Raw genomic sequence first — 15,615 nt, 5'->3', positions numbered from 1 at the left:
CGCTTTCGCGAAAGCGGAAAAGTAAACCTCTTCCACCTATTAATTATTTATTATAATGCTTTAGAAAGATGCATCAAAGCTTATAGACTGACCACTACCGTAGTCATCTTTATCTTTTACAACTCCTGCTTTTTGATACTCTCCTACTCGCTTCTCAAAGAAGTTAGTTTTACCTTGAAGTGAAATCATATCCATAAAGTCAAATGGATTTGCCGTATTGTATACTTTCTCACAATCTAGCTCTGTAAGTAAACGGTCTGTCACATACTCTAAGTACTGTGTCATTAAGTTTGAATTCATCCCGATAAGACTTACCGGAAGTGACTCTGTGATAAACTCACGTTCTATATCTAGTGCGTTTACAATAATCTCTGTAATACGCTCTTTTGGCACTTTATTTACAAGGTGGTGATTGTGCAGGTGTACAGCAAAGTCACAGTGTACACCCTCATCACGAGAGATAAGCTCGTTTGAGAATGTAAGTCCTGGCATAAGCCCTCTCTTTTTTAACCAGTATATAGAACAAAATGCTCCTGAGAAAAAGATTCCCTCTACCGCTGCAAATGCAATAAGACGCTCTGCAAAGCTTGGTGAGTCTATCCATTTAAGAGCCCAGTCTGCTTTTTTCTTAATTGCAGGAAAGTTCTCAAGTGCATTAAAAAGCTTGTCCTTCTCTACCTCGTCTTTTACGTAGGTGTCGATAAGTAATGAGTAGGTTTCTGAGTGTATGTTTTCCATCATAATTTGGAAACCGTAGAAGAATTTTGCCTCAGAGTATTGTACTTCGTTTACAAAGTTTTCTGCAAGGTTTTCATTTACGATCCCATCTGATGCGGCAAAGAATGCGAGAATGTGTTTTATGAAGTAACGTTCATCTTCTGTAAGTTTTCCTTTCCAGTCTACGAGATCTTGGTGAAGATCTATCTCTTCTGCAGTCCAAAAACTAGCCTCAGACTTTTTATACCACTCCCAAATATCGTCGTGTTGTATTGGAAATATTACAAATCTATCTTTATTTTCTGCCAGGATTGGTTCTACGAAGCTCATACTTTTTCTTTTAACTATTAATCTTTTTCTTTCTACTTGGGACTAACAAATATCAAGAAAAAAGAGCCGGAGGTTTCAGAATTAACAGTGTCGTTATTCACAAAGTTTTCAACACAGCTTAATTTTTACTTTTCATAAAAATTTCTAAAAATTAATACGTTAAATATTGATATTCAAACAATTAAACTCAAAAATAAATCTTATTAACAATTATAATTTTAACGGTTCAAAACTAGCCTAGCAAGGGGTTTTAGGCTTGCTTAGAGCTGTTTTTAATAACGTCTTAATAAGAATTTGCAGAACCCATTTGTAGGTCTGACTAAAAAGAATCATGACAAAAAAAATTCCGTTCAAGAACGGAATTTTTAAAATCTTTTAAGGGTTATTTAATTAATGAAATGAGCAATAAAAACTCATATTACACTTTGCTAGGCAGTCTTAATAAATCCTTTTTTTAAGAAATGAAAGCAAGTGCAAGCAGTATAACAACAATAATAATGATCGTAATTTTCATAAATAGGTAAGTGTTTATTGGGATTACTTATACTACAAATATCGTCTTTACTAACTTTTTCTACTAGGGTCAAAAGCCCCCTTTTTAAAATATGCTTTAAATCACAACCACCTAAAATGCAAGGAGTTGTATTTATTTCGCTTTCGCGAAAGCGCAAAAAAAAATCTCAAACCTATATAGTTTGAGATTTTTATATCAATAATTTGTTAGGCTATAACACCTTATATATTATCCTTTTAGACTAGCAGAAAGGTACTCACGATTCATACGTGCAATGTTCTCAAGAGAAATTCCCTTAGGGCACTCTACCTCACAAGCTCCTGTGTTTGTACAGTTTCCAAACCCTTCTTCGTCCATTTGTTTTACCATATTAAGAACACGATCTGTAGCCTCTACTTGACCTTGTGGTAATAAAGCAAACTGGCTCACCTTTGCAGATACAAATAGCATTGCACTGGCGTTTTTACAACTTGCAACACACGCACCACAACCTATACAAGTTGCTGCAGCAAAAGCGTCGTCTGCATCTGCCTTTTCAATTGGAATTGAGTTTGCATCTTGTGTATTACCAGAAGTGTTTACAGAAATAAATCCTCCAGCGTGCTGTATACGATCAAAAGCCGAACGATCTACCATAAGATCTTTTATCACTGGAAATCCATCTGCTCTGAAAGGCTCTATTGTAATAGTCTCACCATCTTTAAACTTGCGCATATGTAGCTGACAAGTTGTTACAAGACGATCTGGTCCGTGTGCTTCTCCATTAATAAACATAGAACAAGACCCACAGATACCCTCACGACAGTCGTGATCAAATACTACTGGCTCTTCTCCCTCACTGATGAGCTTATTGTTAAGCACATCCATCATCTCTAAGAAAGACATATCTCCATCGATACCATCGATAGGGTATGTCACCATTTGTCCTTTAGCTTGTGCGCTTTTTTGACGCCAAATTTTTAACGTTAGTTTCATATATCTTTCTTATTTATAACTTCTTTGTTTTACTTCAATATTCTCATAGTTAAGCTCTTCTTTATGCAATACTGCATCTTTCGGCGCTCCTTTATATTCCCAAGCAGATACGAATGTGAAGTTTTCATCATCACGTAGTGCTTCTCCTTTTTGCGGTCCGTCTAGCTCTACAGATTCTTCTCTAAAGTGACCTCCACAAGACTCATTACGAGTAAGTGCATCTTTTGCAAATAGCTCTCCTAACTCTAAAAAGTCTGCCACACGTAACGCTTTTGCAAGCTCTTCGTTAAACTCATTTTGAGTACCTGGCACTCTTACTTCTTTATAGAACTCATCACGTAATGCAGAGATCTCATCTATGGCGCTCTGTAGGTCTGTCGCATTACGAGACATTCCACATTTGTTCCACATAATCTTTCCAAGCTTTTTATGGAAATAATCTACCGGTTTAGATCCTTCATTATTAATAAGTGCATCTACCTGCTTACGCACGTTTTGCTCTGCTTCTTCAAACTCTGGAGTATCTGTAGAGATAGGTCCCGTACGTATATCGTGTGATAAGTAGTCACCTATTGTGTATGGTAATACAAAGTATCCATCTGCAAGACCTTGCATAAGTGCAGAAGCTCCTAAGCGGTTTGCACCGTGGTCTGAGAAGTTTGCCTCACCTATTGCATATAGCCCCTCTACAGTAGTCTGTAAGTTATAATCTACCCATAGACCTCCCATTGTATAGTGTACCGCTGGGTAAATCATCATAGGCGTGTTGTATGGATCTTGATCTACAATCTTGTTGTACATCTGAAATAAGTTACCATACTTTGTTTTTACAACTTCTTGACCAAGTTTCTTTACAAGTGCCTTATCATTTGCATCAAGGTGTTGTACATATGCTTGCTCTTTACCATAACGCTCTATTGCCGAAGCAAAGTCAAGGTAAACGGCCTCTCCTGTTTTATTTACTCCAAAGCCTGCATCGCAACGCTCTTTTGCCGCTCTTGAGGCAACATCACGAGGTACAAGGTTACCAAATGCTGGGTAACGACGCTCCAAGTAGTAATCTCTATCTTCTTCCTTAAGATCTGTAGGCTTAAGACGCCCCTCGCGTATTGCGATTGCATCTTCTTTCTTTGCAGGTACCCATATACGACCATCATTACGTAATGACTCAGACATCAAGGTAAGCTTAGACTGGTGATCACCAGATACTGGGATACACGTAGGGTGTATTTGAGTATAACAAGGATTTGCAAAGTAAGCACCACGTTTGTGAGCTTTCCAAGCGGCAGTTACGTTAGACCCCATCGCGTTAGTAGAAAGGTAGAATACGTTACCATATCCTCCAGTTCCTAATACAACGGCGTGCGCACTGTGACGTTCTATCTCACCTGTGATTAAGTTACGTGTTATAATACCACGTGCTTTTCCGTCTACTTTTACGACGTCTAGCATCTCGTGACGGTTATACATTTTAATCTTACCACGACCTATCTGACGGTTCATCGCAGAGTAAGCACCTAGTAATAATTGTTGTCCTGTCTGACCTTTTGCATAGAAAGTACGACTTACGAGCACACCTCCAAAAGAACGGTTATCTAATAGTCCACCATAATCACGTGCAAAAGGAACTCCTTGTGCGACACACTGGTCAATAATGTTTGCCGAAACCTCAGCAAGACGGTATACGTTAGACTCTCTAGAGCGATAATCACCACCCTTTACCGTATCATAAAATAAACGGTATGTTGAGTCTCCATCTCCTTGATAGTTTTTTGCGGCGTTTATACCTCCTTGTGCAGCAATAGAGTGTGCACGACGAGGTGAATCTTGAAAACAAAAAGCTTTCACGTTATACCCAAGCTCTGCAAGCGTTGCGGCTGCAGATCCTCCGGCAAGACCCGTACCTACAACGATTACATCTATAAGACGCTTGTTTGCAGGGTTTACAAGATTAATGTCATTTTTATGTTTTGTCCACTTATCAGCTAGTGGTCCTTGAGGTATTTTAGAATCTAATGCCATAGCTATATTTTTTAGTGAGGGATTTGGTTAAAGTGTAAGTACACAGCAATAAGTATAAAACCTACTGGAATTGCAACTGCCCAAACCTTTGCAAATTTTGAAAGTCCTTTTGAGTATGCATTATTAAACCCTACAGACTGAAAAGTAGAAGCAAACCCGTGCCATAAGTGTAGTGCTAGTAATACAAATGATATTACATAAAGTGCTACACGCACTGGGCTTTCAAACTTATGCACAGTCTCTGCATAATATCTTGTAGGATCTTCTGGTGCAAACTCAACATATTTATGAATCATCTCTGGAATCCAGAAATCATAAAAGTGAAGACCTAAAAATGCAAGAATCACCAGTCCTGATAAAATCATATTACGAGAAGTCCAAGGTGCTGCTTCTCCTCCTTTATAGTTTGCATACTTGATAGGACGCGCTTTTCTGTTTTGTATTTCAAGCACGAAGCCCATCACAAAGTGAAATACCACTCCAAAAATTAATACAGGCTGCAATGCAAACTGTACTAATGGGTTTGTACCCATAAAGTGGGACCAAGCATTAAACGTATCTGGATCAATTACAGCTGTACTGTTGATCACGAAGTGTTGTGTCAAAAAGATCACAAGAAAAAGTCCGGAAAGTGCCATTGCTACTTTACGCCCTATTGAAGATTTTAATAATCCGCTCATTTAGTTTTAGTTTGGAATAATCCCAACAAAAATACGGCGCAAACGTTGTTTTAGCAACCTTAGAGCGTTTGTATTCTCGCTATTTAGAATCATTATAAAAACCTTAACGCAGCTGTTCAAGATTTAACAATCACCTCCTACCTAAACCTATATATGATTAAACACTTTCAAAATTTTTGAAAAAGACTTACGAGACATTAAAAAACCCATTACATCTTACGAGGCAATGGGTTCTAAAAAAGATTTTAAAAGTGCTACTAATCAACTAACAGCGTGGTAGTTGCAACTTCTGTATTACCTCCTCCACCGTCTAAAACGACAGTATATGTTCCTTTTGGTAGATAATATTTTCCGTTTTTAGTTTTCTTAATATTGAGAGAACTATCTGCTTTTTCAAGATATTTTTTTCCTTTTTCAGTAATCGTTAAGTCATACGAGACTTGGTTAATTCCCGCTGCTGGATTTAGAGCCATACGCTTTAACTCCTTTCCTTCTGTACTTTTTACGACTAACTCGTATTTACCTGCGTTGCTCGTGTAGTAACTTACAGGCGTAGATGGCTCAAAAGGATCAGACCAATTACTCCAGCTTGTTCCCCATCTTCGGCTATGCTCAACTTCGGCGATATCAAAAATCTCTGCCGTTTTATTAAGAGACACGTTTTGAATAGCACTAAGATCTGTTCTGTAGATGCTTCTTCCGTGGGTTCCTAGCAAAAGATGGTTTGCTTTCTTTTGAATTTTCATATCGTGTACGGCTACCGCTGGTAATGGCGCTGTGGCGTCTCCAGATTCCGCTTTCGCGAAAGCGTGATAAGAATTACCACCATCTAGACTCACATAAGCACCATTATCTGTACCTACATAAACGATATTATCTTTTACTGGGTCTTCTACAATAACATTTACCGGAGACATAGGGATGTTTGCCGAAATGTCTTTCCAAGTCTCCCCATAATTATCTGAAACATAAACGTAGGTTTTAAAATCATCCCATCTATAACCGTTAAGGGTTACATATACACGCTCTTTTTTATGCTCACTTGCCACAATGCGAGATACCCATAAGTCTTTTGGCAATGTACCTGTAATATCTTTCCAGTCGCCACCGCCATTAGTCGTTACACTTACCTTACCATCATCACTACCTGTATAAATAAGTCCAAACTCAAACGGAGATTCTGAAACTGTAGCGAGTGTACCGTAAGCGACGTTACCCGGCTTACCACCGTTAGTAAGATCTGGGCTTATAGCTACCCAGTCATCACCTTGATTCATAGATCGCATTAACTTGTTACCTCCCAGATATAAGATGTCTTGGTTATGACTACTTAGTAAGATAGGCGTCTGCCAGTTAAAACGATAAGGCGTTTCTCCTAACTCGTGCTTGATATCAAATCTCTTGTTTTCACCCGTCTCACGGTTAATACGATAATAACTACCAAATTGAAATCCAGTGTACACAATATTGGCATCTCTATTATCTACCTGCACTTGCATACCATCTCCTCCCATAATCATCTCCCAAGGGTACTGCCCTCTTTGCAACCAAGATTTATCTTGTGATGCATTGCTAGGTGCAACCCATACACCATTATCTTGAAGACCGCCATACACGTTGTAAGGCTCTTGATTATCTACCTGTATGTAGTAAAATTGCCCGACAGAAGGGTCGTTCGCCTTTATCCAGTTTGCACCATCATCATAACTTATGTTTACACCACCGTCGTTACCATTTATGAGGTGATTTTCATTTTTTGGGTTAATCCATAATGCGTGATGATCTGAGTGTACATTTTCTGCACTTATGCTTGTAAAGGTTTTACCTCCATCTTTAGACTTCACAATAGGCACTCCGTAAATATAGATATCTTCCTTATCTGATGGATTTACATTAATCTCTCCAAAGTAATAGCCGTAACTATAGTAAAGTGCATCTATGTATCCTTTATGTGTTTTTTTCCAGGTCTTCCCTCCATCATTAGATCTATATACCTCTGCCCCTACTACAGGTGTATCAAAAAGCTGTGTGTTTGCCGTTTGTAAGTAGGTTGCAATATCTGCAGGTACAGCATCACCTTGTCTTACGATAGACTTTACGTTTGCTGCTCTGTACTTTTCTTGAAAGCCATTAGACTTTAAAAAGTTATCGAGTCGTTTGTTATCTAAGCTTAAAAACTGAGCAACACTCATTGTTTTAAAATCATCTTTGTATAAAGCATCAGATTTTTGTGGTCGCTTCTTACCTTCTTCTCTTCTAAACTGGCTATCGTGCACAGCATATACCGTATTTTTATCATACACTGCAAGACCTATACGACCTACTCCCTTACCAGCAGGAAAGCTGTATAACTTTGTCCAAGTGTCACCAGCATCTGTACTCTTGTAAATACCAGAGCCACTACCAGCGCCTTCAAAATTCCACGCCTTTCTATCCTTCTCCCAAGAAGAGGCATACATCAGGTTAAAATTATTTGGATCATTATCTATATCAATGATACCAGAGGCATCATCTACATACAGGGTCTTTTTCCAGGTGAGACCACCGTCTGTAGTTTTATAAACCCCACGCTCTTCATTTTTTGAGTACAAGTGCCCTACAGCACCTACCACAACCTCATCTGGATTTTCTGGATTAATAAGAATACGTCCTATATGGTGGGAGTCTGTAAGACCCATATTTTTCCAAGTCTTACCACCATCTGTAGATTTGAGAAGGCCTATCCCTGCATAACTAGAGCGGGATGCATTATTTTCTCCCGTACCTACCCAGATAGTATTACTAGGCCAGTGTACTGTTACTTCTCCTACGTTTTGAGTAGGAGCATTATCCATCACTGGGGTAAATGTGGTCCCATTATTATTAGTATACCACAAACCTCCAGAAGCATAACCTACATAAAACTCTGATGGCATATCTGGGTTTATGGCTAGATCTACCACACGGCCACTCATAATAGAAGGACCTATGTTTTCAAAAGGGATATTTTTTACAAGACTATTTTGAGCTGCTAGCATTTTTTCTTTAACAGCCTGCTCTTGTTGTTGCATTGTAGATGCAGCTTGCTGTGAGTTTCCATTTGCAAGCGCAAAAAGCAGCGCTCCAGATGCTAGAAAGTAACGTATGTTCATTTGGTTTGGATTTTATAAGGCAATGAAAATACGCAAAGGACTTATTTTAAGAAAACTTTTGGATTTAGTTTAACACGTGTGAGTTCTTTTTTGGGGTTATGAGTTGTTACGCTTTCGCGAAAGCGTACCCAAATTCGTATTTTTACATTCTAATCAAGAGTTACAATGAAATACGACCTTATAGACAACGCACTTTTTATAAAAAACCGCAAAAACTTTATGGCACAAATGAAGCCAAATAGTCTAGCCGTTTTTAATAGTAATGACATTTACCCCGTGAGTGCAGATAGTACACTCCCTTTTGAGCAACACCGTGATATTTTTTACCTAAGTGGTGTAGACCAAGAAGAGTCTGTACTTGTTATGTTCCCGGACTGTCCAAAAGAGAAGTACCGCGAGATTCTTTTTGTAAGAGAAACAAATGATCATATTGCTGTCTGGGAAGGTGAAAAACTTACCAAAGAAAAAGCGACAGCTACTTCTGGAGTTAAAACGGTACTCTGGCTGCAAGACCTAGAAAAAGTATTTTCAGAACTTATGACCTATGCAGATACGGTATATGTAAATACTAATGAGCACTACAGAGCAAGTGTTGAGACCGAGACACGTGAAGACCGCTTTACAAAATGGTGGAAAGCAAAGTATCCTGCTCACAGTGTAGCAAAGAGCAACCCTATCTTACAACGCCTGCGCTCTGTAAAAGATCAAATAGAGCTAGACCTTATGCAAAAGGCTTGTGATATTACAAATAAAGGTTTCCGTCGTGTGCTTGGGTTTGTAAAACCTGGGGTATGGGAGTATGAAATTGAGGCAGAATATATACACGAGTTTTTAAGAAACCGTTCTAAAAAGTTTGCCTACACACCTATTATTGCTTCTGGTAATAATGCAAACGTACTTCACTATATAGAAAACAACCAGCAATGTAAAGCTGGAGACCTCATCCTTATGGATGTAGGTGCAGAGTATGCAAATTACTCTAGTGATATGACCCGCACCATACCAGTGAGTGGTCGTTTTACAGATAGACAAAAAGCTGTTTACAATGCGGTATTAAAAGTAAAAGACGAGGCCACAAAACTTCTCGTACCAGGAACTTTATGGGAGCAATACCACGTAGAGGTAGGTAAGATTATGACTTCTGAGTTACTAGGTTTAGGACTACTAGACAAGGCAGATGTGCAAAATGAGAATCCAGAGTGGCCAGCATTCAAGAAGTACTTTATGCACGGTACTTCTCACCACATAGGCCTTGACACCCACGATTATGGCTTACTACACGAACCTATGCAGGCAAACCAAGTCTTTACTGTAGAGCCCGGTATTTATATTCCAGATGAAGGTTTTGGGATTAGACTAGAGGATGATGTAGTTATACAAGAAACTGGCGCACCCTCTAACCTTATGCGTGATATCCCTATCACGGTAGAAGAAATAGAAGATCTTATGAATAGCTAGACAATCTAGTGACATCATATAAAAGCCCATCATTTTTAAAAATGATGGGCTTTTGTTTTAATTAGATTCTCTAATTAAGCAACTGGGGTTGCAAACATATACTCTTGTAATAAAGAAAGTGCTCGTTTTTTATCTTCGGTTGCCACAAGTATAGATATGTTGTGATCACTCCCTCCAAAGGAAATCATACGCACTTGCACATCTTGCAGTACTTGAAAAAGTTTATGCGTATCTGGATGACGGTTTACCGCATTACCCACTAGACAGATAATACTTTGCTTGTCATCTACCACAACTTGTGAGAATTGTACAAGCTCGGTTAGTATGGCATCAAGATTACTCGTATCATCTATAGTAAGTGACACTGCAATTTCTGATGTGGTAATCATATCTATAGAGGTCTCGTAGCGTGCAAATACGTCAAACACTTTGCTTAAAAAACCGTGTGCGAGTAACATTTTACTCGACTTTATTTTAAGTGCGGTTATACCATCTTTGGCAGCTATAGCTTTGATTCCTTCACCTTGTGACCTGTGAGTAATTACGGTTCCAGAAGCATCTGGCTCCATTGTATTTTTTAAACGTAAAGGGATGCGCGCCTCTCGCAAGGGTTGTACAGTCTGGGGGTGTAATATTTTTGCGCCAAAGTAAGCGAGCTCTGCCGCCTCATCATAACAAAGGGCACCTATTGCTTTTGTCTCCTCTACAAACCTCGGGTCGTTATTATGAAAACCATCTATATCTGTCCAGATTTGCACCTCGCTAGACTCAATTGCAGCACCTACAATGGTTGCTGTATAATCGCTTCCTCCTCGTTGTAGGTTTGATATCTCACCACTATAGTTGCGACATATAAAGCCTTGAGTGATGTAAATGGTATGCTGACCCGCGTTTTCTATCACGCGGTCAAGATTCTGACGTATATAAAACTGGTCTGGCTCATTATCCTTATCTATTCTCATAAACTCTAATGCTGGTAATAAAGCAGCACTAAGACCTTCTTGTTGTAAAAAGTGACAAAATATAAATGTAGACAGCAACTCACCTTGAGCGACAATAGCTTCTTCCATTTGCAAGGTGATTTCCTTCTCTACCGTGATTCTCTCTACCTCTGCAAACACCTCATCTACATATCCTATAACCAGAGATTTAATATGTTTATCTGTAAACAATTGCTCAATAACATCATCATATCTAGATTGTAATTCTCCTCTTGTTTTATGTGCTGTAGCTACGTCACCTTCTCGTGCTGCAGCTGCAATAGCAACAAGAGCATTTGTAGTACCAGACATTGCAGATAGTACAACAATCTTAGGTTGTGGTGAGTCTATGATATGACGTACAGACACCATATTTTCTATAGATCCTACTGAGGTTCCTCCAAATTTTAATACTTGCATAGGTTACATTTTTATACAAATGTATTTCTGTTACTCATTCTAACCGCATAAATGAAGAAAATAGACTAATTTTGAACAAAATGTTAATTATATAACGATTTGAATACAATATCAGATTGCGTAGCGGCCATTATTGCAAAGCAGCCCTACCTAGAAGAAGCATTATCTCAAAAGATAATAAACTATGCAGCACTGGCCGAAAACTTAAATCCGCTAGTATCTAAGATGCTTAAAAAGCCTGTAAAAGACGGCGCTATACTTATGGCGTTGAGACGATATGCTTCTCCTACAGATACTCAAAAATCATTGCGACTCAAGGAGGTCCTTAATGGACTAGGTGATATCACGGTACGCTCAAAACTAATCGTTTTTACATTTCAAAACTCTGGAACTCTCATTCAAAACCACGCTCAGATACTTAGTACCATCGCTACAAACCAGCAAGTTTTTTACACCTTTACACGCGGTATACACGAGAGCACACTTATAAGCTCTGCTAGTGAGGAGGCGCACATAAGAGATCACTTTAAAACAGAAAACATACTCAATTTTCAAGGCAACCTTTCGGCTATAAGTATACGATTGCCGCAAGGTAACACAGCTGTTGCTGGCTTATATTATCAGATTTTTAAACGCCTTGCTTGGGAAGGTATATCGCTTCAAGAGGTAATTTCAACTACAAATGAATTTATAATTCTGGTAGAAGATGAGCTTGTAGACAGAGCATTTTCTGCCATTAAAAAATTACAATCTTAAGTAGTACGCTTTCGCGAAAGCGTAAAAACATTTACCGCAATAAGTGTTATCACAGCTGGCATTAACCAGCCTAAGCTTACCGTGCCTAGGGGTATAAATTCTTGTATACCCTTCATTTGCTCACTATAGCCTAGTGATGCCCAGAAATCTGGCGCGCTAAATAAAATAGTCGCAATCACTACAGACCTAAATACAAGTACCGTTGTCCACTTATCTGGTAAGGCATTGAGTATAATCAACACAATGGTTATAGGGTAAATAAACATAAGTGCAGGTACGGCTACGGCTATAATAGACATTACATCTAGCTGTCCCATTACCACACCCAGCACACAACCCAATACCGCAGTTATGTTATATGCAAGTTGTGAGTTATTAAAAATACCTTTTACAAAGTCTGATGTACCCGTGACAATACCCACTGCCGTTGTAAAACAGGCAAGACTAACTAATACCGAAAGCACTCTGCTACCTACATCTCCTAGTGTATCTACACTAAGCAAAGATAATAAAGCCGTGCGATCTGTGATTTCTGGACCACCACTGCGCAAAGCACCTAAGTAGATAAGGCCGCCGTAAATAAACAACAACCCTAAGCCAGCAATGATTCCTCCTTGTGTGATGATTCTCTTATTTTCTACAGGGGTGCTATTTTTAAATCCTAATGATATGACAATTACACCTCCTACCACAACACCTCCTATAGCATCAAAAGTTTGATAACCTTCAAGTATACCGCTTGTAATTGTATTGTCAAAAATAGAAGCACGCATAGGCTCATACTCTGCAAAGAGTCCTATACCTATCACCAAAGCTAGTATAATTAATATGGCTGGTGTGAGGTACTTACCTACAATGTCCATCATATTTGACCTATTGAGCACAAAAAGTAAAACAAGGGTAAAATAGAGGCTGCTTAAAATTAAACTAGAGATATCAAAATATGGTTGTATAGCCATCTCATAGGTTACAGAGGCAGTGCGAGGTGCTGGCAGTGCAATAGAGATTGCGTAAACAATTATACCATATAATAAAGCAAATAGTGGCGATACCTTTTTTGCAAAGTCTAGCATTGTACCTTGCAATCTAGCGTGCCCGTAGATGGCGAGTATAGGTATCACAACTGCAGATACAATAAAACCTAAAAGTACTAACCACCAAGAGCTCCCGGCATTATAGCCTAAGAATGGAGGTAAAATTAAGTTACCTGCGCCAAAAAAAAGAGAGAACAGTGCAAAGGCTGTAATGAAGGTTTGTTTGGTCATTCTCATAGGTTGCTTGATATTTGCCCTCCAATATAGAACTAATGACCATTAACCACAAAGGTGCTTCCATTTTTTATACAGATACAGGATCTGGCACACCTATTATTTTGCTTCACGGTTTTCTTGAAAACCATACTATGTGGGACGCTATACAAAGTAAACTTGCATCACGACATAGAGTCATTTGTATTGACCTTTTGGGACACGGCGCTTCTGGTAATACTGGGTATGTCCACACTATGGAAGATATGGCGGCCGCTGTACAAACAGTGGCTAACACTCTAGCAATCAAAAAAATGCATCTAGTAGGCCACTCTATGGGTGGTTATGTGGGTCTCGCTTTCGCGAAAGCGCAACCAGAACGTATCACATCACTATGTTTACTTAACTCAACACCACTACCAGATGACGATGAGCGCGTAGCATTGCGCACAAGGGCAAATAAGATGGCAAAAACACAGTACGAGCAGCTAGTACGTATGTCTTTTACAAATCTTTTTGATCCCAAGACAAAAGCAAACAACCACGATCAAATAAGTGAAGCCCTAGATCACGCGTTAAAAACTCCTGTACAAGGATATATTGCAGCAAATAGTGGAATGCAAGTACGTGAGGACCTCAGCACTTTCTGGAAAAAAGCTCCCTTTGCACAAGGAATGATACTAGGAGCTACAGACTGGATTATAAATGCAGAAACTCATAAAGATCACTTTGAAAAAGACATAGCATTTTTTAAAATCATAGATAGCGGCCATATGTCTCATATCTCACACACAGAACTAGTGGCGCAGCTTCTGGAAGAATTTGTAACAACATCTTCAAGTCGGGATTAGACCTAAAGTAGGTAAAAACTAATAAGGCATTTTATACTTTCACTACTTGTAAATAGTTAAAACACTTTAACATATAAATTAATTTTAGTGCTTTTGGTCGGTAAATTTGTGTATTTCACAGATATTTATTTACTTTGTTATCCCAAATCATAATAAATGAAATCCATAGAACTTACCCCCCTACAACCTAAAAGAAATCAACTAGCCGCTGTTGCTTGCAAAATTTTCGGACACAAGTATCGTCTTACAAAGCGTTACCAGTCACATTTAAAAGAATTTGAGTGCACGCACTGCAAGAAACAATATACGCTAGATGGTTACGGTCACTACACCCCACTTACCCCAAAAATGCGTCGCATTAACGAGGTGTACGAAAATTTTTACATCACTAAAATGTCACGTACTTCCTAGTCTTCGCTAGAAAGTGCATTCCAACCACGAGCTATAAGAGGTATCTTAGTATTTGCTCTTGTTATAAGGTGAGCTCCTTCTTTTTCTTCGGTCATATGACCTATGATTGAAAAATTAGGGTTTGCCTTAATTTTTGGAAAGTCTTCCTGTTTAATAGTAAACAGCAACTCATAATCTTCTCCACCACTTAGTGCGATGGTTGTGCTATCAAGTTCAAACTCTTCACAGCTACTTATCACTTGTGGATCTAACGGAATCTTATCCTCATACAGATTACATCCAACACCTGAATTTTTACAGATGTGCAATATCTCTGATGACAAGCCATCACTCACATCTATCATTGATGTAGGCAGTACTTCTAGGGATTGTAAGATAGATTTTACATCCTTACGTGCTTCTGGCTTAAGTTGTCTTTCTATAAGATAACTATATTGCTCAAGGTCTGGCTGGCTACTTGGGTTTACTTTAAAAACAGCTTTCTCTCTTTCTAAGATTTGCAGCCCCATATATGCTGCTCCTACATCTCCAGATACTACAAGTAAATCACCAGCCTTTGCGGTAGATCGCTTAGTAATTTCCTCAGGTATTGCTTTTCCTAGAGCAGTAACACTTATAACGAGACCTACATTAGACGAGGTTGTATCTCCTCCCACAAGGTCTACCTTATAATTATTACACGCAGTTTGTATACCTGCATATAACTCCTCTATTGCCTCTAGGGGAAATCTATTAGAAACTGCTATTGATACGGTTATCTGTGTAGCTTCTGCATTCATCGCATATACATCAGATAGATTTACCATTACTGCTTTGTACCCAAGGTGTTTTAAAGGCACATAGCTTAGATCAAAATGCACCCCTTCTATAAGCAAATCTGTAGTAACCACAACCTGCTCATTTGAAAAATTGAGAATTGCAGCATCATCACCAACACCTTTTACAGTAGATGTATGGTGTATTTTAAAGTGTTTAGTAAGGTGATCTATAAGTCCAAACTCACCTAATTCTGATAATGATGTGCGCTCTTGATTTTTATCTTCTAACATAGCCGCAAAGATAATCAAACCTATTTCTAAAGATCAATAAAAACTAATTTGACAGCTAGGTAAGTGTTAAATAG

General features: G+C 38.7%; 12 protein-coding genes. 4 read left to right on the top strand and 8 right to left on the bottom strand.

Annotated elements, in window-relative coordinates:
- Window positions 1–60: 60 nt before the first annotated feature.
- The 5 genes from I597_RS04985 to I597_RS04965 form a co-directional block, all read right to left on the bottom strand.
- Window positions 61–1,047 (bottom strand): ribonucleotide-diphosphate reductase subunit beta, encoded by a 987-nt coding sequence (locus I597_RS04985; protein WP_035327091.1) that lies wholly within the window; start codon window positions 1,045–1,047, stop codon window positions 61–63.
- A 742-nt stretch (window positions 1,048–1,789) separates the two neighbouring features.
- Window positions 1,790–2,536 carry a succinate dehydrogenase/fumarate reductase iron-sulfur subunit gene (locus I597_RS04980; protein WP_035327089.1) on the bottom strand — a complete coding sequence of 249 codons (747 nt, stop codon included), beginning with the start codon at window positions 2,534–2,536 and terminating at the stop codon, window positions 1,790–1,792.
- 9 nt (window positions 2,537–2,545) lie between these two features.
- The gene (locus tag I597_RS04975; protein WP_035327087.1) at window positions 2,546–4,558 is read right to left on the bottom strand and encodes a fumarate reductase/succinate dehydrogenase flavoprotein subunit; all 2,013 of its coding nucleotides are present in this window, start codon (window positions 4,556–4,558) and stop codon (window positions 2,546–2,548) included.
- Window positions 4,559–4,569: 11 nt separating this feature from the next.
- Window positions 4,570–5,238 (bottom strand): succinate dehydrogenase cytochrome b subunit, encoded by a 669-nt coding sequence (locus I597_RS04970; protein WP_035327085.1) that lies wholly within the window; start codon window positions 5,236–5,238, stop codon window positions 4,570–4,572.
- A 257-nt stretch (window positions 5,239–5,495) separates the two neighbouring features.
- The gene (locus I597_RS04965) at window positions 5,496–8,369 is read right to left on the bottom strand and encodes a WD40/YVTN/BNR-like repeat-containing protein (RefSeq protein ID WP_035327083.1); all 2,874 of its coding nucleotides are present in this window, start codon (window positions 8,367–8,369) and stop codon (window positions 5,496–5,498) included.
- Window positions 8,370–8,534: 165 nt separating this feature from the next.
- Between I597_RS04965 and I597_RS04960 the strand changes: the two genes are divergently transcribed.
- On the top strand, window positions 8,535–9,827 hold the full coding sequence (locus tag I597_RS04960; protein WP_035327081.1) for an aminopeptidase P family protein: 1,293 nt from the start codon (window positions 8,535–8,537) through the stop codon (window positions 9,825–9,827).
- Between the two features lie 74 nt (window positions 9,828–9,901).
- Here the strand turns inward: I597_RS04960 and I597_RS04955 are convergent, their stop codons facing one another.
- The gene (locus I597_RS04955; RefSeq protein WP_035327079.1) at window positions 9,902–11,227 is read right to left on the bottom strand and encodes an aspartate kinase; all 1,326 of its coding nucleotides are present in this window, start codon (window positions 11,225–11,227) and stop codon (window positions 9,902–9,904) included.
- A gap of 99 nt (window positions 11,228–11,326) precedes the next feature.
- Here I597_RS04955 and I597_RS04950 point away from each other — a divergent pair, with 99 nt between their 5' ends.
- Window positions 11,327–11,983 (top strand): hypothetical protein, encoded by a 657-nt coding sequence (locus tag I597_RS04950; protein WP_035327077.1) that lies wholly within the window; start codon window positions 11,327–11,329, stop codon window positions 11,981–11,983.
- Here I597_RS04950 and brnQ read toward each other — a convergent pair.
- Complete coding sequence (gene brnQ / locus I597_RS04945) at window positions 11,980–13,254, bottom strand: branched-chain amino acid transport system II carrier protein (protein ID WP_035327075.1); 1,275 nt, start codon at window positions 13,252–13,254, stop codon at window positions 11,980–11,982. The genes I597_RS04950 and brnQ overlap by 4 nt on opposite strands.
- Window positions 13,255–13,289: 35 nt before the next feature.
- Between brnQ and I597_RS04940 the strand changes: the two genes are divergently transcribed.
- Both I597_RS04940 and I597_RS04935 read left to right on the top strand, forming a co-directional pair.
- Window positions 13,290–14,081 carry an alpha/beta fold hydrolase gene (locus I597_RS04940; protein WP_035327073.1) on the top strand — a complete coding sequence of 264 codons (792 nt, stop codon included), beginning with the start codon at window positions 13,290–13,292 and terminating at the stop codon, window positions 14,079–14,081.
- 156 nt (window positions 14,082–14,237) lie between these two features.
- On the top strand, window positions 14,238–14,492 hold the full coding sequence (locus I597_RS04935) for a hypothetical protein (protein WP_035327071.1): 255 nt from the start codon (window positions 14,238–14,240) through the stop codon (window positions 14,490–14,492).
- Here the strand turns inward: I597_RS04935 and thiL are convergent.
- The gene (gene thiL, locus I597_RS04930) at window positions 14,489–15,541 is read right to left on the bottom strand and encodes a thiamine-phosphate kinase (RefSeq protein ID WP_035327069.1); all 1,053 of its coding nucleotides are present in this window, start codon (window positions 15,539–15,541) and stop codon (window positions 14,489–14,491) included. The two genes, I597_RS04935 and thiL, sit on opposite strands and share 4 nt — an antisense overlap.
- Window positions 15,542–15,615: the final 74 nt, after the last annotated feature.

The sequence above is a fragment of the Dokdonia donghaensis DSW-1 genome, from assembly GCF_001653755.1.
GTDB classification, from domain to species: domain Bacteria; phylum Bacteroidota; class Bacteroidia; order Flavobacteriales; family Flavobacteriaceae; genus Dokdonia; species Dokdonia donghaensis.
Note: the sequence above shows the minus strand (reverse complement) of the source record. Positions and strands in the feature narration are given on the sequence as shown.

What these genes read in the sequence shown, in the direction of transcription:
- I597_RS04985 (WP_035327091.1), bottom strand. Translation starts at nt 1,047, where the DNA reads ATGAGCTTCGTAGAACCAATCCTGGCAGAAAATAAAGATAGATTTGTA.
- I597_RS04980 (WP_035327089.1), bottom strand. Translation starts at nt 2,536, where the DNA reads ATGAAACTAACGTTAAAAATTTGGCGTCAAAAAAGCGCACAAGCTAAA.
- I597_RS04975 (WP_035327087.1), bottom strand. Translation starts at nt 4,558, where the DNA reads ATGGCATTAGATTCTAAAATACCTCAAGGACCACTAGCTGATAAGTGG.
- I597_RS04970 (WP_035327085.1), bottom strand. Translation starts at nt 5,238, where the DNA reads ATGAGCGGATTATTAAAATCTTCAATAGGGCGTAAAGTAGCAATGGCA.
- I597_RS04965 (WP_035327083.1), bottom strand. Translation starts at nt 8,369, where the DNA reads ATGAACATACGTTACTTTCTAGCATCTGGAGCGCTGCTTTTTGCGCTT.
- I597_RS04960 (WP_035327081.1), top strand. Translation starts at nt 8,535, where the DNA reads ATGAAATACGACCTTATAGACAACGCACTTTTTATAAAAAACCGCAAA.
- I597_RS04955 (WP_035327079.1), bottom strand. Translation starts at nt 11,227, where the DNA reads ATGCAAGTATTAAAATTTGGAGGAACCTCAGTAGGATCTATAGAAAAT.
- brnQ (WP_035327075.1), bottom strand. Translation starts at nt 13,254, where the DNA reads ATGAGAATGACCAAACAAACCTTCATTACAGCCTTTGCACTGTTCTCT.
- I597_RS04940 (WP_035327073.1), top strand. Translation starts at nt 13,290, where the DNA reads ATGACCATTAACCACAAAGGTGCTTCCATTTTTTATACAGATACAGGA.
- I597_RS04935 (WP_035327071.1), top strand. Translation starts at nt 14,238, where the DNA reads ATGAAATCCATAGAACTTACCCCCCTACAACCTAAAAGAAATCAACTA.
- thiL (WP_035327069.1), bottom strand. Translation starts at nt 15,541, where the DNA reads ATGTTAGAAGATAAAAATCAAGAGCGCACATCATTATCAGAATTAGGT.